This is a genomic window from Seohaeicola nanhaiensis (assembly GCF_042654245.1).
Taxonomy (GTDB): Bacteria; Pseudomonadota; Alphaproteobacteria; order Rhodobacterales; family Rhodobacteraceae; genus Seohaeicola_A; species Seohaeicola_A nanhaiensis.
Genome location: NZ_JBHSGI010000005.1, coordinates 338,561 through 361,968, shown reverse-complemented (window position 1 = coordinate 361,968; position 23,408 = coordinate 338,561). Strand labels below are relative to the sequence as shown.

The 23,408-nt window shown below is 66.9% G+C and carries 19 protein-coding genes; 8 read left to right on the top strand and 11 right to left on the bottom strand.

The window, feature by feature from the left end; all coding sequences use genetic code 11:
- Positions 1-50: 50 nt before the first annotated feature.
- The 5 genes from ACFO5X_RS09085 to ACFO5X_RS09065 all read right to left on the bottom strand — a co-directional run bounded on the left by ACFO5X_RS09085 (position 51) and on the right by ACFO5X_RS09065 (position 5,582).
- A complete protein-coding gene (locus tag ACFO5X_RS09085) occupies positions 51-1,385 on the bottom strand; it encodes a TRAP transporter large permease (protein ID WP_380717039.1) in 1,335 nt (444 codons plus the stop codon).
- Complete coding sequence (locus ACFO5X_RS09080; protein WP_380717038.1) at positions 1,382-1,984, bottom strand: TRAP transporter small permease subunit; 603 nt, start codon at positions 1,982-1,984, stop codon at positions 1,382-1,384. Before ACFO5X_RS09080 ends, ACFO5X_RS09085 begins: the two co-directional genes overlap by 4 nt.
- An 85-nt stretch (positions 1,985-2,069) precedes the next feature.
- Positions 2,070-3,182: a TRAP transporter substrate-binding protein gene (locus ACFO5X_RS09075; protein ID WP_380717036.1), complete on the bottom strand. Its 1,113-nt coding sequence runs from the start codon at positions 3,180-3,182 to the stop codon at positions 2,070-2,072.
- A gap of 97 nt (positions 3,183-3,279) precedes the next feature.
- On the bottom strand, positions 3,280-3,945 hold the full coding sequence (locus ACFO5X_RS09070) for a YjbE family putative metal transport protein (RefSeq protein WP_380717034.1): 666 nt from the start codon (positions 3,943-3,945) through the stop codon (positions 3,280-3,282).
- On the bottom strand, positions 3,945-5,582 hold the full coding sequence (locus ACFO5X_RS09065; RefSeq protein ID WP_380717031.1) for a GMC family oxidoreductase: 1,638 nt from the start codon (positions 5,580-5,582) through the stop codon (positions 3,945-3,947). The genes ACFO5X_RS09070 and ACFO5X_RS09065 overlap by 1 nt, the downstream gene beginning before the upstream one ends.
- Before the next feature lie 117 nt (positions 5,583-5,699).
- On the opposite strand from ACFO5X_RS09065, the gene ACFO5X_RS09060 reads away from it, so the two are divergent.
- On the top strand, positions 5,700-6,458 hold the full coding sequence (locus ACFO5X_RS09060; protein WP_380717029.1) for an IclR family transcriptional regulator: 759 nt from the start codon (positions 5,700-5,702) through the stop codon (positions 6,456-6,458).
- On the opposite strand, the gene ACFO5X_RS09055 is transcribed toward ACFO5X_RS09060, so the two are convergent.
- Positions 6,455-7,471 carry a LacI family DNA-binding transcriptional regulator gene (locus ACFO5X_RS09055; RefSeq protein WP_380717028.1) on the bottom strand — a complete coding sequence of 339 codons (1,017 nt, stop codon included), beginning with the start codon at positions 7,469-7,471 and terminating at the stop codon, positions 6,455-6,457. The genes ACFO5X_RS09060 and ACFO5X_RS09055 overlap by 4 nt on opposite strands.
- 109 nt (positions 7,472-7,580) lie before the next feature.
- Between ACFO5X_RS09055 and hisD the strand changes: the two genes are divergently transcribed.
- The 6 genes from hisD to ACFO5X_RS09025 all read left to right on the top strand — a co-directional run bounded on the left by hisD (position 7,581) and on the right by ACFO5X_RS09025 (position 13,788).
- Positions 7,581-8,888, top strand: a complete 1,308-nt coding sequence (gene hisD / locus ACFO5X_RS09050) for a histidinol dehydrogenase (RefSeq protein WP_380717026.1) — start codon at positions 7,581-7,583, stop codon at positions 8,886-8,888.
- Positions 8,881-9,636 carry an SDR family NAD(P)-dependent oxidoreductase gene (locus ACFO5X_RS09045; RefSeq protein ID WP_380717025.1) on the top strand — a complete coding sequence of 252 codons (756 nt, stop codon included), beginning with the start codon at positions 8,881-8,883 and terminating at the stop codon, positions 9,634-9,636. The genes hisD and ACFO5X_RS09045 overlap by 8 nt, the downstream gene beginning before the upstream one ends.
- A complete protein-coding gene (locus tag ACFO5X_RS09040; RefSeq protein ID WP_380717024.1) occupies positions 9,633-10,616 on the top strand; it encodes a zinc-dependent alcohol dehydrogenase in 984 nt (327 codons plus the stop codon). Before ACFO5X_RS09045 ends, ACFO5X_RS09040 begins: the two co-directional genes overlap by 4 nt.
- 133 nt (positions 10,617-10,749) lie before the next feature.
- A complete protein-coding gene (locus tag ACFO5X_RS09035; RefSeq protein ID WP_380717023.1) occupies positions 10,750-11,397 on the top strand; it encodes a hypothetical protein in 648 nt (215 codons plus the stop codon).
- 175 nt (positions 11,398-11,572) lie between these two features.
- Positions 11,573-12,964 carry an amidase gene (locus ACFO5X_RS09030; RefSeq protein ID WP_380717022.1) on the top strand — a complete coding sequence of 464 codons (1,392 nt, stop codon included), beginning with the start codon at positions 11,573-11,575 and terminating at the stop codon, positions 12,962-12,964.
- 26 nt (positions 12,965-12,990) lie between these two features.
- On the top strand, positions 12,991-13,788 hold the full coding sequence (locus tag ACFO5X_RS09025; protein ID WP_380717019.1) for a DUF2189 domain-containing protein: 798 nt from the start codon (positions 12,991-12,993) through the stop codon (positions 13,786-13,788).
- A gap of 5 nt (positions 13,789-13,793) precedes the next feature.
- Here the strand turns inward: ACFO5X_RS09025 and ACFO5X_RS09020 are convergent, their stop codons facing one another.
- The 5 genes from ACFO5X_RS09020 to ACFO5X_RS09000 form a co-directional block, all read right to left on the bottom strand.
- Positions 13,794-14,003 carry a hypothetical protein gene (locus ACFO5X_RS09020; RefSeq protein WP_380717018.1) on the bottom strand — a complete coding sequence of 70 codons (210 nt, stop codon included), beginning with the start codon at positions 14,001-14,003 and terminating at the stop codon, positions 13,794-13,796.
- A complete protein-coding gene (locus ACFO5X_RS09015; protein ID WP_380717017.1) occupies positions 14,000-15,157 on the bottom strand; it encodes an aromatic ring-hydroxylating oxygenase subunit alpha in 1,158 nt (385 codons plus the stop codon). Before ACFO5X_RS09015 ends, ACFO5X_RS09020 begins: the two co-directional genes overlap by 4 nt.
- 105 nt (positions 15,158-15,262) lie before the next feature.
- Positions 15,263-16,294 (bottom strand): hypothetical protein, encoded by a 1,032-nt coding sequence (locus tag ACFO5X_RS09010; RefSeq protein WP_380717016.1) that lies wholly within the window; start codon positions 16,292-16,294, stop codon positions 15,263-15,265.
- A 4-nt stretch (positions 16,295-16,298) separates the two neighbouring features.
- Complete coding sequence (gene purL / locus ACFO5X_RS09005; RefSeq protein WP_380717015.1) at positions 16,299-18,458, bottom strand: phosphoribosylformylglycinamidine synthase subunit PurL; 2,160 nt, start codon at positions 18,456-18,458, stop codon at positions 16,299-16,301.
- A 369-nt stretch (positions 18,459-18,827) separates the two neighbouring features.
- Positions 18,828-19,733, bottom strand: coding sequence for a LysR family transcriptional regulator (locus tag ACFO5X_RS09000; RefSeq protein ID WP_380717014.1), 906 nt, complete (start codon positions 19,731-19,733; stop codon positions 18,828-18,830).
- Positions 19,734-19,923: 190 nt separating this feature from the next.
- On the opposite strand from ACFO5X_RS09000, the gene ACFO5X_RS08995 reads away from it, so the two are divergent.
- Positions 19,924-23,343 carry an indolepyruvate ferredoxin oxidoreductase family protein gene (locus ACFO5X_RS08995; protein WP_380717013.1) on the top strand — a complete coding sequence of 1,140 codons (3,420 nt, stop codon included), beginning with the start codon at positions 19,924-19,926 and terminating at the stop codon, positions 23,341-23,343.
- The last annotated feature ends 65 nt before the right edge of the window (positions 23,344-23,408 follow it).

The window sequence follows — 23,408 nt, the reverse complement described above, 5'->3', positions numbered from 1 at the left end:
GCACGCGCGATTTTGGTCCTGCCGGCGAGGGCGGGCGCGCCCCTCGGGGATCACTGCCCGTAGATGTAGCTGGGCAGCCAGGTGGCCAGCGGCGGGATCAGGAAGACCAGGGCCAGCCCGAGCAGTTGCAGGACCATGAACTGCATCATTCCGATGTAGATGTCCTTCAGGTCCCAGCTGGGCACGACTCCTTTCAGGAAATAGGCCGAGAGCGCCACCGGAGGACTGAGCCAGGCCGTCTGGAGGCAGACCGCGACCAGGATCGCGAACCAGAGCATGTCGACCTCGAGCTTGTGCAGCACGGGCGCCATGATCGGCAGGATGATCAGCACGATGGGCACCCACTCCAGCGGCCAGCCCAGCACGAAGATCAGCGCGAGGATCAGGATCACCACCATATTGGCCGAGAGGTCCAGGCCCAGCAGCAGCTCGGTGATCATCGCCGGGGTGCCGAGGCGCGAGAAGACGGCGCCGAAGAAGTTCGAGGCGGCGACCAGGAAGAGGATCAGCACCGAGATTTCCAGCGTCTTGATCAGCGCGTCATAGGTGCGCCTGACGCTGAACCTGCGATAGAGCATGGTCAGCACCACCGAGCCGAAGGCGCCCATGCCCGCGCCCTCGGTGGGCGTTGCCCAGCCGAAGAGGATCGAGCCGAGGGCGAAGGAGATGAGGATCGAGGGCGGCACCAGGCCCAGGAAGAACTCGCGCAGGACATGGGCGCGGTCGCTGGGGCGCAGCTCTTCCGGCAGGGGCGGGCCGAGGCTGGGGTCGAGCCAGCAGCGGCCGACCGAGTAGATGAGATAGAGCACCGCCATCAGGATGCCGGGGATGATCGCGGCGGCAAAGAGGTCGGTGACCGGGATGTCCAGCACCGGACCCATGACGACCAGCATGATCGAGGGCGGGATCAGGATGCCGAGCGTGCCGCCCGCGGTGATCGTGCCGGCGGCCAGCCGGACGTCATAGCCCGAGCGGTTCATCGTCGAGGCAGCCATGATGCCGAGGATCGTCACCGAGGCGCCGACGATGCCGGTGGCGGCGCCGAAGATGACGCTGACAAACAGCACGGCGACGAAGAGCGAACCCTTCATCCGGGCCAGCATCAGCTGGACGGCGGCGAAGAGGCGCTCCATCAGCCCGGCCTGTTCCATCATGAAGCCCATGAAGACGAAGAGCGGCACCGCGACCAGTGTCTGCTCCATCATCGAGCCGTAGAACTGCAGCGTCATGAGGAAGACGGTCAGCTTGATGCCAAAACCCCAGGCGCCGAAGATGATTCCGAGAAAGATCAGCGTGAAGGAGATCGGGAAGCCCACGAAGATCGCGAAGAGCATCACGCCGATCATGATCAGGCCGATGATTTCGTTGGTGAATTCGAACATCATCGCGGCCATCTCCCGCGGGTGGCCGCGTACCAGGCTTTCAGGATTTCGGCGATGCCCTGCAGCAGCAGGAAACCGACGCCGAGGGCGAGGCAGATCTTGACCGGCCAGACGATGGGCGCCCAGGTGCTGTCGCCGGCGCGTTCGTTCTGGAGGAAGGATTTGAGCGCGAAGTCATAGCCGGCCCAGAGCAGGAAAAACATTCCGGGCAGGAAGAGCAGGATGTAGAGTACCAGGTCGACGCGGCCCTGTGTCCTGACCGAGAAGCCGCGGTAGAGGAAGTCGGCCCGGATGTGCAGCCCGCGCATCAGCGCATAGGCGGCGCCCAGCATGAAGGCGGTGCCGTAGAGCATCCGGCTGACATCGAAGGCCCAGAGGGTCGGGGCGATGAAGAGCTTGCGCGCCACCACCTCGTAGACCATCGCCGCGATGATCGGCACGACGAAGAGCGCGACGATGCGGCCCTGCCATTCGGAAAAGACCTCGATGGCCTGCACGATGGCGCGGGCGGCGGGGTGCATGTCGGGCGGCAGCGGCACCGAGGGCCCGCCATGGGCCTCGGCCAGCAGCTCGTCGCCGGCGAATTCGGTGTTGTCGGTCATGTGACCGCCTCCTGTCCCTGTATCAAGCGCCCGGGCTGGTCCCGGGTCGGTGCCCCGCCCGCCAGGGGCGGACGGGGCAGGGGCGTCATTGCTTTTTCAGCTGATCGGCATAGGCGCGGCCGAGGTTCGCGTTCGAGGTCTGCGAGCCGGCCCAGAAGGGGATCGCCGTCTTGGCAAATTCCTTCTGGCTGTCCCAGACCGTCTTGAAGAAGGCGTTCTCGGCCGCGTTGGTTTCGAGCGCCTTGTTCGCCGCGTTCATGTATTCGGTGAAATAGTCGACCGGCGTGTCATGCAGGATCACGCCGTCCTCGTTCACCAGCTTGTCGAGCGCCAGCCCGTTCTCGCGGATGCGGTAGGCCATCGACTTCATCAGCGAGGCGTTGGCGGCGACCTCGATGGCCTTCTGCTGCAGCGGGGTGAGCGAGTTGAAGACGTCCTTGTTGATGTAGAGGTCGGCGTTCACCACGACCTGGTGCAGGCCCTGCAGGTAATAGTGCTTGAGCACCTTCTGGAAGCCGAAGACCGAGTCGGGCTTGGGGCAGCACCATTCGGCCGCGTCGATGGTGCCCTTTTCCAGCGCCGGAAGGATGTCGCCGCCGCCCATGGCGACCGAGGCGATGCCGATGTCCTTGTAGGTCTGGCCCGGGATGCCCGGAGGTGTCCGGAAGCGGTATTTGCGGAAGTCCTCCATCGACTCGATCGGTTCCTTGAACCAGCCGAGCGCCTCGGGGCCGGCGGGTTGCAGCATGAAGCCCTTCACGTTCACGCCCATCTCGTCCCAGAGCTGGTCGTAGAGCTCTTTCCCGCCGCCGTAGAGGAACCAGGACATGAAGGCGATGTTGTCCATCCCGACGCCGGCGCCCGCGACGGGCGAGCCGAAGAGCATGGCCGCCGGGTGCTTGCCCGACCAGTAGTGCGTCCAGGCAAAGCCGCCCTCGATCAGGCCGGCGTCCACTGCGTCGAGCGTTTCCTGCACGCCCACGACAGAGCCTGCGGCCAGGACTTCGAAGACCACCTCGCCGCCGGTCAGGTCGAAGACATCCTTGGCGAAGTCCTGCAGCATCACGGTTTCATCCGCGGTGATCGGGATCACCGATTGCACGCGGATCTTGGTTTCGGCCCAGGCGGTCTGCGCCGCCAGGGTCAATCCCAGCGCGGTGGCCGCAACGGTTCTGGTCACATAATCGAATTTCAACATGTTCATCCTCCCATGGACAAATGCCTTGCGCTATCCGGTCGTTGCGCCGTGCGGTGAAGGCGGCCCGCGCGGCTGGTTCTTGCCTTTCCGTCCCTCCTCAGTGTCCGTTTCCGAACGTATATCCCTCCATCAGGCCCAGCATCGGCGCGATGCCGTGCTGCGCGTCGAGAATGCCGCGCGCGAGCATTTCGGCGGCGACATAGACCAGAACCGCGAGACCCAGCCACGAGATGACAGGGAAACGGGTCAGGATGTGCATGATCAGCGTGGCGGCGAAGGCCATGAGCAGGATGGCGAGCGCCAGGCCCAGGACCAGCAGCGTTGTGTCGCCGTCGGCGATGGCGGCCACGGCCAGCACGTTGTCGAGCGACATCGACACATCGGCGAGGGTGATGGTCCAGAGCGCCTTGAGCAGCGTGCGGCGCGGCGGGCCGGTATAGCCTGCGCTGGAATCGTCCGCCGTTTCCAACGCCCGTTCGGCCTGTTCGTCCACGCCCGTGCGGATTTCGCCGTAGAGGCGCCAGCAGACCCAGCAGAGCAGCAGCCCGCCCAGGAAGAGGATGCCGGGGATCGCCAGCAGCTTGGTTGCGACCACGGCGAAGATGATACGCAGGACGGCGGCGATGACCATGCCGTAGAGGATTGCCTTTGCCCGCAGCTGCGGTGACAGGCTGGCCGCGGCCATGCCGATGATCAGCGCATTGTCGCCCGACAGGATCAGGTCGGCCATGACGATCGCGCCGGCGTCGAAGAGCATCTGCATCACGAGGCCCTCGCGCGGGTCTGCGTGGCGAGCGGGGTAAGTTCGGCATCGTCCAGGATCAGGTCCGCGGCCTTCTCGCCGATCATGATGGTGGGCGCGTTGGTATTGCCCGAGACGATGGTCGGCATGATCGAGGCGTCGGCGACGCGCAGGCCGCCGATTCCGCGCACCTTCAGCGCCGCGTCGACCACGGCCATCGGATCGCTGCCCATCTTGCAGGTGCCGGTCGGGTGGTAGATCGTCGTCGCGGTCGAGCGCGCCCAGTCGAGCAGACCGTCGAAATCGCCATCCTCGATCCGGGCGCCAGGGGCGTATTCCTCGGTGATGACCTCTGCCAGCGGCGCCGTGCGCGCGATGCGGCGCGCGATGCGGATCCCGGCGACCAGCGTGTCGCGGTCGGTCTTGGTGGCGAGGTAGTTCGGATGGATCGCGGGGGCGTCGCGCATGTCCGCCGATTTCAGCGCGATATGGCCGGTACTTTCGGGGCGCAGTTGCAGGACGGAGGCGGTGAAGGCGTCGAAGGGGTGCGGCTCGGCCATGCCCTTCGCATCGGCGCTGAACGGCTGGATGTGGAACTGGATGTCGGGGGTTTCGAGGTCGGGGCGGGTTTTCAGGAAGGCGGTGCCGAGGCTGGCCGCCATCGTCATCGGACCCTTGCGGGTGGCGGCGTATTGCAGGGCGATCAGAGCCTGCTTGGCCAGGCTGTTGATCTCGGTGTTGATGGTCGAGAGACGCGTCTTGTAGACGGGGCGGGCCTGAAGGTGGTCCTGCAGGTTGCGCCCGACGCCGGGCAGGGCGGCGGCAACGTCGATGCCGTGGCGGGCCAGCGTCTCGGGATCGCCGATGCCCGAGACCATCAGCAGCTGCGGCGAGGCGAGGGCGCCGGCGCAGAGGATGACTTCGCGGTGGGCGGTGATGCGTTCGACGGTGCCCCTGTGCTCCACCTCCAGCCCGACCGCCCGGCGGCCGTCGAAGAGGATGCGCCGCGCTGCGCAATTGGTCAAAACGGTCAGGTTGTGTCGGTGCTTGGCCGGATTGAGGTAGGCCACCGCCGAGGAACAGCGCCGTCCGTTGCGCATGGTCAGCTGGAAATGCCCGACGCCTTCCTGATCGGCGCCGTTGTAATCGGGGTTGCGCCGGTAGCCCGCGTTCACCGCCGCCTCGATCCAGCGGTCGACGACTTCGCGGCGCACGGCGGAGTCGGAGACCGAGAGCGGCCCCTGCCGCCCACGCAGGTCCGGATCGCCGCCGGCATAGCTTTCGGACCGGCGGAACAGCGGCAGCACGTCGTCCCAGCCCCAGCCCGCGTTCCCGAGCTGCCGCCAATGGTCGTAGTCCTGCGGCTGGCCGCGCACGTAGAGCAGGCCGTTGATCGAGGAGGAGCCGCCCAACACCTTGCCGCGCGGCCAGCGCAGGCTGCGTCCGTTCAGGCCGGGATCGGGTTCGGTTTCATAGCGCCAGTCGGTGCGCGGGTTGCCCATCGTGCGGAAGTAACCGACGGGGACGTGGATCCAGGGATAGAGGTCGCGGCCCCCGGCCTCGAGCAGGGCCACGCGATAGCGTCCGTCCGCGCTCAGCCGATTGGCGAGAACGCATCCGGCCGAGCCGGCGCCGACGATGACAAAGTCAAACTCCACCCAATTTTCCCACATTCACCAAAAATATTGATTAATGAGACCTTTTGTCTCATTTTTAAATGGCAGCACGGAATTTCCGTTGTGGCAAGATAATTCTCTGGCTTCAGGACAAGGCGCATGACTGACCGTATTCCGACGAACCTGCGTCTGTTGCTGATGCTGGAAACGCTGGGCGAACAGACCGAGCCGCTGTCGCCCGCCGCGCTGGGCCGTCGTCTGGGGCTGCCCAAGCAGACCGCGCACCGGCTGGTCGCGTCGATGATCGAGGAGGGGTTTCTCAAGCGCGACGAGGGTGGGACGGGCCTGCGCCCGGGCCGGCGGGCGCGGATGATGGCAACGGGGCTGATGCATGCGTCCAGCGTCCATGTCGCCCGGCATCAGGTGCTGCTGCGGCTGGCCGAGCGGGTGGGCGAGACGGTCAACTTCGTGGTGCCCGAGGATCGCGGCATGGCCTATCACGACCGGGTCGAGACGGACTGGCCGTTCCGCATCCAGCTGCCGGTGGGCAGCCACGTGCCGTTCCACTGCACCGCCTCGGGCAAGACCTATCTCGCCTCGCTGCCCAAGGCGCAGCGGCGGCGGCTGGTGCAGGCGATGGCGCTGCCGCAGCTGAGCCACAACACGATCACCGATCCCGACAGGCTGCTGGCCGAATTGCAGCAGATTTCGCGCCAGGGCTATGCGCTGGACAACGAGGAGTTTCACGCGGGAATGGTCGCCACGGCCGTGCCGGTCACCGATCCGGCGGGGCGGTATTTCGCCTCGGTCGCCTTTCATGCGCCGACCCAGCGGGTCAGCATCGAGCGCGCGGTGGAACTGGCCGGCGTGGTGGCGGCGGCGGCGGCCGAGCTGACGACGGTGCTGTTCGCCGACTAGGGCGGGCCGGCCAACGTGCCGCGCAGCACCATCTCGCAGTCCAGCTTCAAACTCTCCACGGGATCGCCCGCCATCATCCGCACCAGCATCCGCGCCGCCTCGCGGCCCATGCGGCGGTGCGGGAGATGCATGGTGGTCAGCGGGGGCCGGGTGATCCGGGCGAGGTCGAGATCGGCGAAACCGGTGATCGAGACCGCGCGCGGAACGTCGACGCCCATCTCGTGCGCCATCGTCAGCGCGCCGGCGGCCAGCACGTCGGTGCCGCAGAGCACGACCGTGGGCCGCTGTGTCTTCTCCCACAGTCGCCGGAAGGCCAGCCCGCCAGCGTCGAGGCTGGCGTCGGTGGGCTCCAGCGCCAAGGTCTCGGGGTCGAGCCCCGCCGCCGTCATCGCCGCGCGCAGGCCCCGGATTCGCGCCGCCGCCCGGTCGTTCACCGCCGGATCGGCCGATATCAGCGCGAGGCGGCGATGGCCCCGCGCGATCACCTCCTGCGCGAGCGCCGCCATCGCGGCCTGATTGTCGAAGCCGACGCAGACCTGCGGCGCGTCTGCCTCGTAGGCCCAGGCGACCAGCGCCGGGACGTTCTGGGCTCTGAGGAAGTCCCGAATCCCGGCGCTGCGCTGGAAGCCGATCAGCAGCAGCCCTTCGGCGCCGCGCCCGACCAGCGCGCGGATCTGTTCCTCTTCGATCTCGGGACGATAGGAGGAAGAGGCGATCAGCAACGTCAGCCCGTGGTCGCGCAGTTCCTCCTGGAAGGCCTGGATGCCGCGCGAAAAGATCGCGTTCTCCATCGTCGGGATGATCGCGCCGACGGTGCGGGTGCGCCCTTCGGCCAGCACCCGGGCGCCGAAATTCGGTGAATAGCCGAGCTGCTGCACCGCCGCCATGACGCGCCGGCGGGTCGCCTCCTGAACCCGGTCCGGGGCGTTCAGGCAGCGGGATACGGTGGCCGTGGAGACCCCGGCCACTTCGGCCACATCGCTGAGCGTCGGTGTGCTGATCGTCCGGCGCATGGCGCAAACTCCGCTCAAATCGCCTGTTGGGACCTGTGTAAGTTCTTGATCCAAGTGATGCAAGCGCGTACATCTGGGGCCTGAGGCGGAGCCCAGCAGGAGGTCAGGCATGGCGCGTGAGTATCTCAAGACGGCGACGCGGACATCGGGCACCGACGCCTCGGACGTGCATGAGACGGTGACCCGCATCCTGGCCGAGATCGAGGCGGGCGGCGATCAGGCGGCGCTGGACTATGCCGCGAAGTTCGACCGCTACGAGGGCAGCATCGTGCTGAGCCGGGCCGAGATCGACGCGGCGATCGCGCGGGTGCCCGAGAAGCTGCGCGCCGACATCCGGTTTGCCCATGCCAACGTCAAACGCTTTGCCGAGGCGCAGAAGGCGACGCTGAGGGATATCGAGATCGAGGTCGTGCCGGGGCTGATCGCGGGGCAGAGGCCGATCCCGGTCAGCGCGGCGGGGTGTTACGTGCCGGGCGGGCGCTATTCGCATATCGCCAGTGCGATCATGACGGTGACGACGGCAAAGGTCGCGGGGTGCAAGCACATCATCGCCTGTTCGCCGCCACGCCCCGGTGTCGGCATCGCCCCGGCGATCATCTATGCCGCCGATATCTGTGGTGCCGATACTATCATGGCGATGGGCGGCGTGCAGGGGGTTGCGGCGATGACCTTCGGGCTGTTCGGGCTGCCGAAGGTCAATATCCTGGTGGGCCCCGGCAACCAGTTCGTCGCCGAGGCCAAGCGCATCCTGTTCGGGCGTGTCGGGATCGACATGATCGCCGGGCCGACCGACAGCCTGATCCTGGCTGATGGCGGCGCGGATGCCGAGATTGTCGCGGCCGACCTCGTGGGGCAGGCAGAGCACGGATACAACTCGCCGGTCTGGCTGGTGACGGATGACCGTCCGCTCGCCGAGGCGGTGATGGCGCGGGTGCCGCAGCTGATCGCCGACCTGCCGGAGGTCAACCGCGACAATGCCGCCGCCGCCTGGCGCGACTATGCCGAGGTGATCCTCTGCGCTGACCGGGAAGAGATGGCGGCGACCTCGGACGCCTATGCGCCCGAGCACCTGACGGTGCAGGCGGCCGACCTAGACTGGTGGCTGGGGCGGCTGACCTGCTACGGCTCGCTGTTCCTCGGGGAAGAGACGACGGTGGCCTTTGGCGACAAGGCGAGCGGGACGAACCACGTTCTGCCGACGAGCGGCGCGGCGTCCTATACCGGTGGGCTGTCGGTGCACAAATACATGAAGATCGTGACCTGGCAGCGGGCGACGCGCGAGGGCGCGAAACCGGTGGCCGAGGCGACGGCGCGGATCTCGCGGCTGGAGGGGATGGAGGGCCACGCGCGCACCGCCGACATCCGGCTGGCCAAATATTTCCCGGGCGAGACCTTCGATCTGTCCGCCGATGGCTGACGCGCTGTTCAGCGTCGAGGGCAAGGTGGCCTGCGTGACCGGGGCGTCTTCGGGGCTGGGGCGGCGCGCGGCGGCGGTGCTGGCCGCGCGCGGCGCGAAGGTGGTCGGGGTCGCGCGGCGTTCGGATGCGCTTGAGGACTGGCGCGACGGGGCGGGGGGCACGACCGCGGCGGTTGCAGGCGACGTGGCCGACCGCGCGGGGCTGCCGGATCTGTGCGCGCGGATCGCGGCGCCGTTCGGGCCGCCCGATATCCTGATCCATGCCGCCGGGATCAACACGCGCGAGCCGGCGGACAGGGTGACCGCCGAGGGCTGGGACGCGACGCTGGCGCTCAACCTGTCGGCGCCGTTCTTCCTGAGCCAGCACTTTGCCCCGGCGATGGCGGCGAAGGGCTGGGGGCGGATCGTATTGTTCGCCTCGCTGCAGAGCACCCGCGCCTTTCCGGGCGGCATCGCCTATGGCGCCTCGAAGGGCGGGATTTCCCAGCTGACGCGGGCGATGGCGCAGGCCTGGTCGGGGCGGGGTATCACCTGCAACGCCGTCGGGCCGGGGTTCTTTCCGACAGAGCTGACCGCGCCGGTCTTCGCCGACAGCGACCTTGCCGCCCGCAATGCCGTGCAGACCTGCATCGGGCGCAACGGAAAACCCGAGGATCTGGACGGGCCGCTGCTGTTCCTCTGCTCGGAGGCCTCGGCCTATGTCACCGGGCAGGTGCTGATGGTCGACGGAGGCTTCACCGCGAAATGAGGGCGCTTGTCTACACCGGGGCGGAACGGCTGGAGCTTCGCGAGGTGGCGGATGCGGTGGCGGGGCCGGGCGAGGAGTTGATCGGCGTCGAGCGCGTCGGCATCTGCGGGTCGGACATGCACGCCTATCTGGGCCACGACAGCCGCCGCCCCGCGCCGCTGATCCTGGGGCACGAGGCGGCAGGGATCATTGTCGGCGGGCCTCGGGACGGGCAGTGCGTGACCGTGAACCCGCTGGTGACCTGCGGAACCTGCCCGGCCTGCAGGGCGGGCCGCGACAATCTCTGCCCGAACCGCCAGATCATCTCGATGCCGCCGCGCGAGGGGGCGTTTGCGCAACGGGTGGCGATGCCGGGGGGCAACCTGGTTGTGGTGCCGTCCGGGTTTCCCCTGGACAAGGCGGCGCTGGCCGAACCAGTCGCCTGTGGCTGGCATGCGGTGCGTCTTGGCCTGCAGGCGCTGGGCGAGGGGCCGGTGCGGGCGCTGGTGCTGGGCGGCGGGGCCATCGGGCTGGGCGCGGCCCTGTGCCTGTCCGCGCGGGGCGTAGCCGATATCACGCTGGTCGAGCCGAACGACGTGCGGCGCGATTATCTTAAGCGCCGCTGCGAGCAGAACGCCGTGGACACTGCGGAGGGCACCTTCGATCTGGTGGTCGATGGGGTCGGGTTCGAGGCCACGCGCGCCACCGCCTCGGCGCTGGTGCGTCCCGGCGGGGTCATTGTCCACATCGGGCTGGGCAGCGCAGCCGGCGGGCTCGACATCCGCCGCATGACCTTGCAGGAAGTGACATTCATCGGCACCTATACCTATACCGCGCAGGAATTCCGTGACACGGCGCAGGCGATGTTCGCGGGCCGTCTGGGTCCGCTCGACTGGATCGAGGAACGTCCGCTGGCAGAGGGGGCACGGGCGTTCGCGGATATTCGTGCCGGGACGGTGGCGGCGCCCAAGGTCATGCTGGTGCCGGATCAACTGTCCTGAATTGGACAACAAACCCGACAACCGGTCCGGTATTGGACAGGTAATTCCCGTGCAAAAGGCGGAAGGTTAACTCTCCTGCTGACTTTTCGACAATTTTGCCTATAATGGAATTTGGTTTTTCGGGTTTGATATCATGGTTTCGAGTAACAAGAGGCGCTCTCGCCTGGCCGAAGACGATGCCGCGTCCAAGCGCGAAGCCTATCTCGACAAGGGGCTGAGCTGGGACAAGCGGCTGGAACTGGCACGCGCGCAGCGTGCCCAGATCGAAGCGGCAACGGGGCCGGCGCGCATCACGCCCAGGCACAAGCCCTGGGAGGAAGAGGCGCCCGAGGTGAACCGGCCAGCCGCCGAACGGCGCGCGGATCCCGTGCCGGACTACCCCGACATCCCGCCTGCGCGTCAGGCCGCAATCGCCGCCCGCCAGAAGGCAGAGGCCGAACGCGAGGCTGCCGCCGAACAGCTGCGGGACGGAGAGACCGACGAGCGAAGCCGGAAATCGCCACCGATCCTTCCGGCCGGGGCGGGCGCGCGGCGCGCGCAGGTCAGGTCGTCGGTTCTGGGGGAACGTCCGGCGCGCGACACAACGGCCGAGGCGGTGGACCGGCTGCTTTCTCCGACCGGCGAGGCCAGACCGGCCGAGGATGCCCGGTTCGAGGAAATTCGCCCAGCGGCGGTTCCGCGCAAGCGGGCGGTCTGGATCCTGGCAGCAGCCTGCATTCTGGGCGGGCTGGCGCTGGGGATTACCCTGGCGCTTGCGGTTTTCTATACGGTCAGCGGCTGAGGCGCGGCGCGTGGCCTGTTGAGGGCAGGCGCAGTCCGTCACGACATCAGCGTCCGTCAGGGCGATGGTTCCCTGTCGGCGATACCCCTTGCAGTCAAAGCAAAGATGAATCGACGACGCGCTTTTCAGTCGCCGATCATGAGATTAGGCTGCCGCGAAAGACAAGGGATGCCCGATGGACCTCACCCGACGCTCTGCCGCCGATCTGCTGGGCGATCTTGCCACCGGCGCACTTTCCGCCGCCGAGCTGATGCAGGCGACGCTGGATCGAATCGACGCCGTCAACCCCTCGGTCAATGCGGTGGTCGTGCTGCGCGACCCCGACGATCTGATGGCCGAGGCGCGGGGGAAGGACAGCGGGCCAAAAACCGGGCCGCTGCACGGGCTGCCCATCGCGGTGAAGGATCTGGCGAATGTCGCGGGGATGGTGTCCTGCATGGGATCTCCCGCGCTGGCCGGAGTCGTGGCGCCGGCGGATGACATCATCGCCGCCCGGATGCGGGCCGCAGGGGCGATCCTGATCGGCAAGACGAACACGCCGGAGTTCGGCCTCGGCTCGCATACCTTCAACCCGGTCTATGGCGCGACGGCGAATCCCTATGACACGCGCCTGAGCTGCGGCGGATCCTCAGGTGGCGCGGCGGTGGCGCTGGCGACGGGGATGACCGCGCTGGCCGATGGCGGCGACATGATGGGATCGCTGCGCAATCCGGCGGGGTGGAACAATGTCTACGGCTTCCGGCCCAGCTGGGGGCGCGTGCCCGGCGAGCCGATTGGCGACACGTTCCTGCACCAGCTGTCCACGCTCGGCCCGATGGCGCGCAGCCCCGAGGATCTGGCGATCCTGCTCGACGTGATCTCGGGCCCCGATCCACGCCTGCCGTATCCCTTTGCCGCGCCGCCGGTGGCGCCGCTGGCGCCGGTCGGCCTGACGGGCAAGCGGATCGGCTGGCTGGGCGACTGGGGCGGCGCGATGCCGATGGAGGCGGGCATTCTCGATATCTCGGAGGCGGCGCTGGCGGTGCTGGAGGATCTGGGCGCCACTGTCGAACCCGTCGCGCCGCCGTTCGATGCCAAGGCGATGTGGACCAGCTGGATCACCCTGCGGTCGTGGCAGGTGGCGGCCAGCCTGACCGCGCTGCCGCGCGCGCATCTGAAGGACAGCGCGATCTGGGAGCTGGACCGGGGGCTGGCGATGAGCGCGATGGAGGTGCACCGCGCCTCGGTCATCAGGTCGGAGTGGTTCCGGACCGCGGCGCGCCTTTTTGCGCAGTATGACGCGCTGGTTCTGCCCACGGCGCAGGTCTGGCCCTTCGAGATCGCCCGGCCCTGGCCGACCGAGATCGCCGGGGTGGCGATGGACACCTATCACCGCTGGATGCAGGTGGTGATCCCGGTCAGTCTGATCGGCCTGCCGGCTCTGGCCTTGCCCGCCGGGTTCGGCGCGGCCGGTTTGCCGGCGGGGATCCAGCTGTTCGGACCACGTGGCAGCGACGCGTCCCTGCTGGGGATGGGAGCGACCTATCACGCGGCGACCGAATGGCCGCAGAAGCGCCCGGCCGTGTAGGGGACCGGCACCTTGGGGAGGGTGGGATGGAGGAACGGCAATTCGGCGCGCCCGTGCTGCGCGACGTGAGTTTCGCAACGCTGCGCACCGCGCTGGCGCGCGGCTGGGACGACATGCGGCGCGCGCCGGCCTTTGGCCTTGTCTTCGCCGGGGTCTACGTGCTGGCCGGCTGGGCCATGGCCTGGATCACCGCGCAGACCCATACGACCTTCTGGCTGGTGCTGGCTGCCATCGGCTTTCCGCTGATCGGGCCCTTTGCGGCCGTTGGGCTGTACGAGGTTTCGCGCCGTCTGGCGGCGGGTGAGCCGCTGGACTGGGGCGGCGTGCTGGGGGTGGTGCTGCACCAGCGCACGCGACAGCTGCCCTCGATCTGCGCCATCGTGGTGGTGGTCTTCCTGTTCTGGTTCTTCCTCGGGCACATGATCTTTGCGCTGTTTCTCGGTCTGGCAACGATGACCAATATTTCAAGTTCTTACGCGGTGTTTCTGACCTGGAACGGCCTGACCATGCTGGCGGTCGGCAGCGCCGTGGGCGCCGCCTTTGCGCTGTTGCTCTACATGATCTGCGTGCTGGCCCTGCCGATGCTGCTGGACCGCGAGGTGGATTTCGTGACCGCGATGATCTCCAGCTTCCGCTATGTGCAGGCGCATCCGGTGGTGATGCTCGTCTGGGCCGCCTTCATCGCGGGGGCGACGTTCCTGGCCTTGCTGCCGTGGTTTCTGGGGCTGCTGGTCGTGCTGCCGGTGCTGGGCCATGCGACCTGGCACCTGTACGATCTGCTGAAAGTTGATGTGATGGATGAGGTTCAGCCGGTAAGCGCCTGACAGGATTATTCTTCCCGCCCTTCCGAGACCAGCCGCGCGCGCAGACTTGCCGTAGCGGGGTGGCCGAGGTGCAGCGCCCAGACATAGGCGTGGGTCAGGAAGAAACCCGCCGCATCGGCATCGCCGCTGGTCTCGGCCGCCTCGGTATAGAGCGCCACCAGCGCCGCCCGGTCGTGGGCGGCGTGGGCGGCCAGCAGACGGTCGTCCAGGCTCATTCCGCGGCCTGGGCCGCCCGGCTGCGATGGTCCTCGATCTTGCCGGCGACCCAATCGTGGAACAGATGCGTCGGCCCGTCCATCGCCGGCGAGAAGCGGCCGCCGTCGAAGCCGGGGGAGTTGCGCCCGCGCTGCATCCCTTCGACGACGAAGACATCCTCTTCAAAGACCATCTTCCACAGCGCCGTATTGCGCGCGCGCAGGGCCGGGTCGGTGTCCGGCGTGGCGTAGAAGAGGTGAATGTGTTCCTGCGTGCGGTCCGCCGCCTCGGGCACCAGGACGATGGCGAAGGCGTGGTCGCGGTGGACGCCGAAGAGGACGTTCGGGAAGAGCGAAATGTATTCCGCCGCCGTGTTCCATTTCTCGGACAGGCCGTCGAAATCGGGGAAGGACTTGCCGTCCTCGCCCTTCATCTGGCGATAGACCAGCGTGCCCTGGCCGGAGAAACGGCCCGGCGATTCGATGTGATAGTGATCCTCCAGCCGGGAATAGCTGTTCAGACCGGGGTGGACCCAGGGCAGGTGGTAGCTTTCGCAGTAGTTCTCGACCGCCAGCTTCCAATTGCAGTTGACCGGCAGGATGAAGCGGCTGTCGGCGCCGCCGTGGTACAGCGGTTTGTCGAATTCGGCCCAGCGGGCGATAGCCTCGGCGTGGACCTCTTCGAAGGGGGCGGCGTCACCGCTGACGTTGATGAAGACGACATCGCGCCAGATGTGGCTGCGGACCTCGATCAGGCCCAGTTCCGAGCGTTTGATCCCCTCGTGGGTGTTCTGACCCGGCCCGCCCACATGCGGGGTCGAGACCAGCCGGCCTTCGGTGGAATAGCACCAGGAATGATAGGGGCAGCGGATCGCGCCTTCGATCTTGCGCGGCTGCTCGACCAGGATCATGCCGCGATGGCGGCAGATGTTCTGGAAGACGCGCACCACGCCGCCGCGGTCGCGCAGCAGAAGCAGCGGGATTCCGAGAAAGGTCATCGGCACCGCGTCGCCGGGTTCGGGCACATCGGCGGTGACCGCCAGACCGGCCCATTGGCCCAGGATCACGGCGGCGTTTTCCTCGCGGATCACCTCGGGGTCGGTGTAATGCCCGTTCGGCAGGCCCTGGGCCTGGGCGATAGGACGGCGGACGGCGGACAGGCTGGAGACGGACATGGGCACCCTCGCAAGATGGCTGGGTCCAGTAAGACCTCCGCGCGTGCTTCCGTCCGAAAGGGATGCGACCAGCGCTGGCGCGGCGGCGACATTTTCGCAGCGATGCTAGGCGCCGTCGCGCAGCCTGGCGCCAAAGTCCTTGGGCTCGTCGCCCATCTGCCGGGCGATCAGGTCGGCCCAGACGGCCATCAGGCGCAGCGTCTCGGGGCTATGATGGTCTTCGGCCTCGAGGCTTTGCGGCGTGGGGATGGTGGCATCGCGCGCGGCTTCAAGATCGGGGAGGAAGCAGGGAGCGCCGATCCACTCGGCGTCCAGCCGCTCGGCATCGGCGCGGGCGGCGGGGTAGAGCAAGTCATAGAGCGCGCGGGGCAGGCGCAGCGGCTCGGCCGCGGTGGTCGGGGGCCGGTCGCGCAACAGCCGCCCGAACTGCTTGCCAAAGGTCACACGGTTGTCGAGCGGCAGGTCGGCAAAGCGCTGTTGCAGCATCCGCATCAGGGCAAGATCGGGGACCGGGAGGGCGGCGTTGCTGTCCTGCCCGCTGTCGGAGAGGGTGTAGGGCGTCCCCTGCAGCACCAGGTCGAGGAAGTCGTGCCGGATGTCGCCCTGCTTCAGCCGGCTGCGGATGAAGGGGCGCATCTGGAAGCTGTCGCCAAAGGCCGCGCGCCAGCCGGCCAACCGGCCGGCGAAGTCGAGCCGCCCGCGTTTCAGGAAGCTTTTCAGAAAGTCGGCCTGCGTGCCAGTGTCATGGCCCAGCTTGAGGTTCTCGGCGCATTGCGACAGCACCCGGCCGACATGGGGGCGGACGTAGGCGATGACGGTGATCTGATCGGCAAGGGGGGCGAGATGCGTGTTGACGGCCTCGGCCACCCGCGCGGGCGGGATGAACTCGAACAGCTCGGTCGACAGCACGGCGACATCCCACTCCGCGCCGTCCAGCCGCCGGGCGATGGCGTTCCAGCGGGCCGGATAGAGCGCCTTGCGCTCGCCCAGGCTGCGGGCCAGGGCGCCGTGATTGGCAGTGCCTGGGCTGAACAGGCGCAGGCCCGCGGGTTTGCAATCCCCGCGGGCCAGCATGGTCTGAAGAATGGTCGAGCCGGTCTTGCAATCGCCGACGTGCAGGATCAGCCGGCGCGCCATGCCGTCAGGCCACCGCCTTGGCGAAGCTGCCCCGATAGAGCGCCGATAGCTCGGCCAGGGGCGCCTCAGCGCCGCCAAGCGCGACTGTCTTGCCGCCGAAGCGGCCGACCGTGGCGAGCGGAACGCCGGCCTTGGCGGCCGCCTCGGTCAGCGCCTTGGCGTCCTCGGCGCTGCAGGCGACCAGATAGCGGGCCTGATCCTCGCCGAAGAGCTGCGCGGTGCCGGTCACGTCGAGCGTCACGCCGAGGCCCGCGCCTTCGGCCATCTCGAAGGCCGCGAGCGCAAGACCGCCGTCACCGAGATCGGTGCAGGCGCGGATCCGGGCGCACTGGGCGCGGACGAATTCGCCGTTGCGCTTCTCTGCCGCCAGATCGACGGCGGGGGCATCGCCTTCCTCGCGGCCAAAAGCCTCGGCCAGCAGGGCGGACTGGCCCAGGTGGCCCTTCGTCTCGCCGATCAGCAGGGCGAGGTCGCCCTCGCGCACCTCTTGCCGGATGATCTGCGCGGTGTCGGCGATCAGGCCCACGGCGCCGATGGTCGGCGTGGGCAGGATGCCGCTGCCGTCGGTTTCGTTGTACAGCGAGACGTTGCCCGAGACGATCGGCATGTCGAGCGCCGCGCAGGCGGCGCCGATGCCCTTGATCGCGCCGACGAACTGACCCATGATCTCGGGCTTTTCGGGGTTGCCGAAGTTCAGGTTGTCGGTGGTCGCCAGCGGCAGGGCGCCCACGGCGGTGAGGTTGCGATAGGCCTCGGCCACCGCCTGCTTGCCGCCTTCCTCGGGGTTCGCCTTGACATAGCGCGGGGTCACGTCCGAGGTGAAGGCAAGCGCCTTACCCGTGCCATGAACGCGGATGATGCCGGCGCCCAGGCCCGGGGTGCGGGTGCTGTCGGCCATGACCATGGTGTCGTACTGTTCGAAGACCCAGTTCTTGGCGGCGTAGTTGGGCGAGCCGATCAGGGCGCGCAGGCCTTCGATGGCGTCGATCTCGGCGACCTCGCCCAGCGGCTGCGCCGCCGGGGTCGGCACCCAGGGACGGTCGTATTCGGGAGCCTCGGAGGATAGTTTGGACAGCGGCAGATCGGCCTTGACCTCGCCGTTCAGCATGATGAGGAAGCGGTCCTCGGCAATCGTCTCGCCGACGATGGCGAAATCGAGATCCCATTTGTCGAAGACCGCCTTGGCCACGGCCTCCTTCTCGGGGCGCAGGACCATGAGCATGCGCTCCTGGCTTTCGCTCAGCATCATCTCGTATGCGGTCATGTTCTTTTCGCGCACCGGCACCTTTTCCAGGTCCAGACGCACGCCGAGGCCGCCCTTGTCGCCCATCTCTACGGCCGAGCAGGTGAGGCCCGCCGCGCCCATGTCCTGAATCGAGATCACCGCGCCGGTCGCCATCAGCTCGAGGCAGGCTTCCATCAGGCATTTTTCGGTGAAGGGGTCGCCGACCTGCACGGTGGGGCGCTTTTCCTCGATGGTGTCGTCGAATTCGGCGCTGGCCATGGTTGCGCCGCCGACGCCGTCGCGCCCCGTCTTGGCGCCGAGATAGACGACCGGCATTCCGACGCCCGAGGCAGCGGAATAGAAGATCTTGTCGGTATCGGCGAGACCGGCGGCGAAGGCATTGACCAAGCAGTTTCCGTTGTAGGCGGCGTGAAAGCGCACCTCGCCCCCGACGGTCGGGACGCCGAAGCAGTTGCCATAGCCGCCGACACCGGCCACCACGCCATTGACCAGCTGGCGGGTCTTGGGGTGCGAGGGCACGCCGAAGCTGAGCGCGTTCATTGCGGCCACCGGGCGCGCGCCCATGGTGAAGACGTCGCGCAGGATGCCGCCCACGCCGGTCGCCGCGCCCTGATAGGGTTCGATGTACGAGGGGTGGTTGTGGCTCTCCATCTTGAAGATCACCGCCTGGCCGTCACCGATGTCGACCACGCCCGCATTCTCTCCCGGCCCGCAGATCACCTGAGGCCCGCTGGTGGGCAGGGTGCGCAGCCATTTCTTGGACGATTTGTAGGAACAATGCTCGTTCCACATCGCCGAGAAGATGCCGAGTTCGGTGAAGGTCGGTGCGCGCCCGATGATGTCGAGGATGCGCTCGTATTCATCCGGTTTCAGGCCGTGCGCGGCAATCAGATCGGGTGTGATCGCGGGTTCTTGCATGGTGCGGAAAATCCCCAGGGCGGCAGTTGCCGCGCTTTTAGGACAAGGGGGCACAAGGGGAAAGAGACAATCCGGGTGTGCACCCGATCCGGTCGAGGGAAATTCGCGCCCTGCGCCGGGCTGAACCGCCCTCATCAGGCAGCCGATGGCGGGTTCGGGTCAAAGGGTTCGCGGCGTGCCCAACGATTGGTCTGCGTCGCTAACAAAAAAAAGGCCGAGCACTAAGCTCGGCCGAAGTCCAACAGGGAGGTGAAGGGGATGCACTCTCATGCGTCGTCCTTCGAGTGAACAAATAGGCATCACGCTGCCTGCGATCAAGGCACTATGTGTCGCAGGCGGGGCATTCCCGATATGCACAAACCGCATGGCTCAGGGGCGCGCGAGATTCCGCATCTGCTTGCGATGTGAAATAACCTCTTCCTGCACGAAATCGCGGAATGCGATGATCCGCTGAGACTGCCTCAATTCCTCGGGATAGGCGAGGAAGACGGGCACATCGGCGGATTCGATCTGGGGCAGGATGCGGACCAGGGCGGGAAAGTCCTCGACCAGGTAATCCGGCAGGACGCCGATCCCCAGATTGTTCAGAACGCCCTGCAAGACGCCGAAATAGTTGTTTACAGTCAACAGCGAGTGCGGGTTGAAGGCCATCAGGTGCTGGACCAGCGACGCCCCCGCCGCGACCTGCGCGGCGTTGGTGTTCTGGCAGATGAGCCGGTGGTTCGCCATGTCCTCGAGTTCGGTCGGGGCGCCGTTCTGGGCGATATAGTCCTTGCTTGCATAAAGCAGCATCTGCACCGTCATCAGCCGCTTGCGGATCAGGTCGGCCTGGCTGGGTTCCTTCATGCGGATGGCAACGTCGGCCTCGCGCATGGGCAGGTCGAGCACGCGTTCCTCGAGCATGAGGTCGATCTTGAGGTTGGGGTATTTCTCGTAAAGCTTGGGCAGGCGCGGGACCAGCCAGAGGGTGCCGAATCCATAGGTGGTGGTGACACGGAGTTCGCCAAAGACCTCTTCCTCGCTGTCGCGGATGCGGGCAGCGGCGGCTTCGAGCCGTTTCGAGATCGAGCGGGTGGCGTCGAACAGCAATTCGCCCTGTTCGGTCAGGATCAGCCCGCGCGCGTGGCGGTGGAACAGGGTGGTGTTCAGGGATTCCTCAAGCGCGCGAATCTGCCGGCTGACAGCAGATTGCGACAGGTTGAGCTTGTCCCCGGCATGGGTCAGGCTGCCCGCGTCCGACACGGCGTGGAAGATCCTGAGCTTGTCCCAATCCATCTCTGTGGCTTTCGTTCCTAATCCAGCGGGCTGTTTCTCAGCTACTTCCGGTCTATGCAAGAAGGGTGAAGGCAATATGCATCAAATGTTCCGGAGGGGCATGGAAAATCAGCAAAATGGCTATACAGGTCAACCTTTTTGACCTATTATTGATCGCACGAAGTCCTAATTTGACGTTGGGAGGCGCCAGATGACCACGCAGAAGATTTCCCTGAACGATCGCTTCGATCTCACCAAGACTCCGGTTCTTCTGAACGGCACGCAGGCGCTTGTCCGGCTCATGCTGATGCAGAAAGAGCGCGACCGCGCGGCGGGGCACAACACCGCCGGGCTGGTGACGGGGTATCGCGGCTCTCCCCTCGGCGCGGTCGACATGCAGATGACGCGGGCGGCCAAGCATCTTGCCGCCCATGACGTGACCTTCCAGCTGGGATTGAACGAAGATTTGGCCGCCACCGCGCTCTGGGGCGCGCAGCAGGCGGAACTGCGGGGCGAGGGGAAATACGACGGCGTCTTCGGCCTGTGGTATGGCAAGGGCCCGGGCGTCGACCGGTCGGGCGACGTGATCCGCCACGCCAACATGGCCGGGACCAGCCCGCTGGGCGGCGTGGTGATGGCGATGGGTGACGACCACACCGGCGAATCCTCGACCACGCTGCACCAGTCGGAATGGGCGCTGATGGATGCCTATATGCCCATCGTCTCGCCGGCGGGCGTGCAGGAAATCCTCGACTACGGCGCCTATGCCTTTGCGCTCTCGCGGTTTTCGGGGCTGTGGGTTGGTCTCAAGACGATGAAGGACACGGTCGAGGCGACCTCGGTTGTCGATGGCGACCCGTTCCGCGTCAAGACCGTGGTGCCCGACTTCGACATGCCCGAGGGCGGGCTGAACATCCGTCTGGTCGACGACCGCGTGCCGCAGGAGGCGCGGGTGATCGACTACAAGCGCTTCGCGGCCGAGGAATTCGCCCGCGCGAACCGCATCGACAAGCGCGTCTGGGGCAAGCCCGGCGCCAAGATCGGGCTGGTGGCCGCCGGCAAGAACTGGCTGGATCTGGTGCATGCGCTGAGCCTGCTGAACATCGACGAGGCCGAGGCCGAGCGGCTGGGCATTTCGACCTACAAGATCGGCCAGGTCTTCCCGCTCGACATGAAGAGCTTTCATGAATGGGCCGAGGGGCTGGACCTGATCGTCGTGGTCGAGGAAAAGCGCAAGCTGATCGAGATCCAGATCAAGGAAGCGCTGTTCGACGACAACCGCTATCGCGTCTGGGGCTGGTACAAGGGCGGTGCAGGTCAGCTGCACCGCGAAGAGCTGTTCCCGTCGCGCGGCGCGCTCGATCCGATCATGATAGCCGAGAAGCTGGGCGGGATCCTGATCGAGGAGGGCCGCGAGACCGAGGCGATTCGCTCGGGTCTGGATGCGCTGCAGGAGGCGCGGCGCAACGACAACGCCGTCGATATCGCGGCGCGTCTGCCCTATTTCTGCTCGGGCTGCCCGCATAACACCGGCACGAAGGTGCCGAAGGGCAGCCGCGCCTATGCGGGCATCGGCTGTCACTTCATGGTGCAGTGGATGGACCGGTCGACCATGGGCTATACCCATATGGGCGGCGAGGGGGCCAACTGGATCGGCGAGGCGCCGTTTTCGACCACCAAACACGTGTTCCAGAATCTGGGCGACGGCACCTACAACCATTCGGGCATCCAGGCGATCCGGGCGGCGGTCGCCGCGGGCACCAATATCACCTACAAGATCCTCTACAATGACGCCGTGGCGATGACCGGCGGTCAGACCAATGAAGGCGGTCTGGATGCCGCGCGCATCGCGCAGGAACTCAAGGCCATGGGCATCAAGCACATCGCCGTGGTCTATGACGAAAAGGAAGAGCCGGCGCGCGCCGGTTTCCCGGCCGGGCTGGAGTGGCACGAGCGGGCCGATCTGATCAAGGTCGAGGAGCGTTTCCGCGAGATCGAGGGCGTGTCGGCCATCGTCTACATCCAGACCTGCGCCGCCGAGAAGCGCCGCCGCCGCAAGCGGGGCACCTTCCCGGACATCGAGAAGAAGGTCTTCATCAACACCGACGTCTGCGAGGGCTGCGGCGATTGCGGCGTGCAGTCGAACTGTGTGTCGATCGTGCCGAAGGAGACCGAGCTGGGGCGCAAGCGCGCCATCGACCAGTCGTCGTGCAACAAGGATTTCTCGTGTCTCAAGGGCTTCTGCCCCTCTTTCGTGACGCTGGAAGGCGCGACGGTGAAAAAGCCCGATGTCGCCAAGCTGGACCTGCCGGATCTGCCGCAGCCGGTGCTGCCGACGATCAACGGCACCTATAACGTCGTGATCACCGGCGTGGGCGGAACCGGGGTCGTCACCATCGGCGCGGTGCTGGCGCAGGCGGCACAGCTGGACGGCAAAGGCGCCGGCATGATGGAGATGGCGGGACTGGCACAGAAGGGCGGCGCGGTGCACATCCATTGCCGCCTGGCGAACAAGCCCGAGGACATCAGCGCGATCCGCGTCGCCACCGGCGAGGCCCATGCGCTGATCGGCGGCGATCTGGTGGTGAGCGCGGGCGCCAAGACGCTGGGGCTGACGCGCACCGGCCAGACCGGCGCGGTGGTCAACAACCACGAGATCATCACCGGCGATTTCACCCGCAATACCGAGTTCAAGGTGCCCTCGGACCGGCTGGAGCTGGCGCTGCAGGCGCGGCTGAAGGACCGGCTGGACCTGTTCGACGCCTCGGAACTGGCCCGCGTGACGATGGGCGATTCCATCTTCTCGAACATGATGATCCTGGGCGCGGCCTGGCAGCGCGGCCTGCTGCCGCTGGGGCACGAGTCGATCCGGCAGGCGGTGGAGCTGAACGGCGCGGCGGTCGAGAAGAACCAGCGCGCCTTCGAGATCGGCCGCTGGGCGGTGCTGCATCCGGAAGAGGCGCAGCGCCTGATCGTGCCGAGCAATGTGGTCGCCAAGCCGAAATCGCTGGAAGAGCGGATCGCCTTCCGCGCCGATCACCTGACCGACTACCAGAGCGCGCGGCTGGCGAAACGCTATCGCAAGCTGGTCGATTCGGTCAGTGATCCCAAGCTGAAGGAGGCGGTCGCGCTCGGCTATCACAAGCTCTTGGCCTACAAGGACGAATACGAGGTCGCGCGTCTGCTGAGCAAGACCGAGGAAAAGGCGCGGGCCGAGTTCGAGGGCGATTTCAAGATGACCTTCAACCTCGCGCCGCCAGTTCTGCCCGGCACCGACGCCGAGGGCCGCCCGAAAAAGCGCGCCTTTGGTCCCTGGATGGAGGGCCCGCTGCGGTTCCTCGCCCGCTTCAAGGCGCTGCGTGGAACGCCCTTCGACGTCTTCGGCTATTCCGCCGATCGCCGGATGGAACGCGCGCTGATCCGGCAGTACGAGGCCGACATGAAAGAGGTTCTGCCGGCGGTTACAGCCGACACTCGCGATGCGGCCGCGGCTCTGGCCGCGCTGCCGCTGGAGATCCGCGGCTTTGGCCCGGTGAAGGAAGCCAATGCCGAAAAGGCGGCGAAACGGCGCGAAGAGCTTCTGACGGCCATCCGGCAGGGCGGCAAGGGGTTCGAGAAGGCGGCGGAATAGGGCGTCACGCAGCCGTCACCTAGGCGTTGCAAACTGGGGTCGCCCGTCCGAATCCGGCGGGTGAC